The organism is Belliella calami (assembly GCF_022549695.1).
Classification (GTDB): Bacteria; Bacteroidota; Bacteroidia; order Cytophagales; family Cyclobacteriaceae; genus Belliella; species Belliella calami.
In genome coordinates this window covers 1-3017 of record NZ_JAKZGS010000037.1, presented here as the reverse complement: position 1 = coordinate 3017, position 3017 = coordinate 1, and the positions used below count along the sequence as shown (strand labels likewise).

The window sequence follows — 3017 nt, the reverse complement described above, 5'->3', positions numbered from 1 at the left end:
GTTTGCATAAAAAGTTCATTGACAAGTTGAGCAGAGAATTGAATGAGTTCGGGTAACCGGACAAAAGACCGTCGGGGTCCTAACTGCAAAAGGGGGATTCCGATAAGAGTAAGTAAATAAGGGCGTACGGGGGATGCCTAGGCTCTCAGAGGCGAAGAAGGACGTGACAAGCTGCGAAAAGCTGCGGGGATCCGCAAGAGGAATTGATCCGCAGATATCCGAATGGGGCAACCCATCCCGCGTGAGTGGGATATTCCGCAAGGAAGGCAAACCCGGGGAACTGAAACATCTAAGTACCCGGAGGAAGAGAAAACAACAGTGATTCCGTGAGTAGTGGCGAGCGAAAGCGGAGAAGCCCAAACCGGATCTGTTACGGCAGGTTCGGGGTTATAGGACCGATAAAAAGAGAACATACCTGACTTGAGTTGTCTGGGAAGGCAAACCGAAGCGGGTGATAGTCCCATAGGGGAAGGGTATGTGATTGGATTGGTATCCTGAGTAGGCCGGGACAGGAGAAATCCCGGTTGAATTATCCGGCACCATCCGGAAAGGCTAAATACTCCTGAGAGACCGATAGTGAACAAGTACCGTGAGGGAAAGGTGAAAAGTACCGTGAATAACGGGGTGAAATAGAACCTGAAACCGTGCGCTTACAAGCGGTCGGAGCCAAGTGATTTGGTGACGGCGTGCCTTTTGCATAATGAGCCTACGAGTTACTCGTCACTGGCAAGGTTAAGGGTTTAAGATCCGCAGCCGGAGCGAAAGCGAGTCTGAATAGGGCGTTTTAGTCAGTGGCGGTAGACGCGAAACTTTGTGATCTACCCATGGACAGGTTGAAGCTCTGGTAAAACAGAGTGGAGGACCGAACCGATAAACGTTGAAAAGTTTCCGGATGATCTGTGGGTAGGGGTGAAAGGCCAATCAAACTGAGAAATAGCTCGTACTCCCCGAAATGTTTTTAGGAACAGCGTCGTGGAATGTATGCCGGAGGTAGAGCTACCGATAGGACTAGGGGGAGTCATATCCTACCAAATCCTGACGAACTCCGAATGCCGGCATATAGTAACGGCAGTGAGGGCATGGGTGCTAAGGTCCGTGTCCGAGAGGGAAAGAACCCAGACCTACCGCTAAGGTCCCAAAATTTACACTAAGTTGAACAAAGGTGGTCCAGCTGCAGAGACAGCCAGGAGGTTAGCTTGGAAGCAGCTATTCCTTTAAAGAGTGCGTAACAGCTCACTGGTCGAGCGGCAGGGCGTCGATAATAATCGGGCATCAAGTGTAATACCGAAGCGTAGGATTTAGAATTTATTCTAAGTGGTAGGGGAGCATTCCAACGGCAGCGAATGTGCATGGCGATGTGCACTGGAGCTTTTGGAAAAGCAAATGTAGGCATAAGTAACGATAATGCGGGCGAGAAACCCGCACACCGATAGACCAAGGTTTCCTGATCAACGCTAATCGGATCAGGGTCAGTCGGGACCTAAGGCGAAGCCGAGAGGCGTAGTCGATGGCAAATGGGTTAATATTCCCATACTTGATATGCAGGTGATGGAGTGACGGAGTGATGAAAGACACGCCCGGTGACGGAATACCGGGTTAAAGCTTGTAGGTATTGGAACCATAGTTAAATGCGTGGTTTTAGCCGAAGGTGATAGTACCGAGCGTCTACGGACAATCGGATAGTTGTCCTAAGTGCTTCCAAGAAAAACTTCTAGCGTTAAGAGCATATTGACCCGTACCGCAAACCGACACAGGTGGTCAAGGAGAGAATCCTGAGGTGCTCGAGTGAATCATGGCTAAGGAACTCGGCAAAATGGCCCTGTAACTTCGGGAGAAGGGGCGCCTACCCACAGCAATGTGGGAGGCCGCAGTGAAAAGGCCCAGGCGACTGTTTAGCAAAAACACATGGCTTTGCGAAGTGGCAACACGAAGTATAAGGCCTGACACCTGCCCGGTGCCGGAAGGTTAAGAGGGGGACTTAGCGCAAGCGAAGGTCTGAATTGAAGCCCCGGTAAACGGCGGCCGTAACTATAACGGTCCTAAGGTAGCGAAATTCCTTGTCGGGTAAGTTCCGACCTGCACGAATGGTGTAACGATCTGGGCACTGTCTCAGCCATGAGCTCGGTGAAATTGTAGTCGCGGTGAAGATGCCGCGTACCCGCAACGGGACGGAAAGACCCCATGAACCTTTACTGCAGCTTAGTATTGGTATTGGGTAAACGATGTGTAGGATAGGTGGGAGACTGTGAAGTGGCGTCGCTAGGCGTTGTGGAGTCGCCGTTGAAATACCACCCTTTGTTTGCTTGGTATCTAACCCCGTGTATACGGGGGACATTGCTTGGTGGGTAGTTTGACTGGGGTGGTCGCCTCCAAAAGGATAACGGAGGCTTCCAAAGGTTCCCTCAGTACGCTTGGTAACCGTACGTGGAGTGCAATAGCATAAGGGAGCTTGACTGTAAGGCCGACAAGCCGAGCAGGGTGGAAACACGGGTATAGTGATCCGGCGGTACCGTATGGAAGGGCCGTCGCTCAAAGGATAAAAGGTACTCTGGGGATAACAGGCTGATCTCCCCCAAGAGCTCATATCGACGGGGAGGTTTGGCACCTCGATGTCGGCTCGTCACATCCTGGGGCTGGAGAAGGTCCCAAGGGTTGGGCTGTTCGCCCATTAAAGTGGCACGCGAGCTGGGTTCAGAACGTCGTGAGACAGTTCGGTCCCTATCTGTTGCGGGCGTGGGAAGTTTGAGGAGACCTGACCTTAGTACGAGAGGACCGGGTTGGACTGACCGCTGGTGTACCGGTTGTGATGCCAATTGCATTGCCGGGTAGCTACGTCGGGAAGAGATAAGCGCTGAAAGCATCTAAGTGCGAAACTCCCTCCAAGATGAGACTTCCAAACAGGGCCGTCAGAGACGATGACGTTGATAGGCAGCAGGTGTAAAGCCAGAGATGGCATAGCTGAGCTGTACTAATTGCCCGAAAACTTACCGTAAGGTCTACCCATTCAATTTTCTGTA

Annotated in this window: 1 rRNA gene; it reads left to right on the top strand. The window is 51.6% G+C overall.

Features of this window, described 5'->3' with window-relative positions:
* Positions 1-106: 106 nt before the first annotated feature.
* Positions 107-2992 (top strand): 23S ribosomal RNA (locus MM236_RS19580).
* Positions 2993-3017 lie beyond the last annotated feature (25 nt).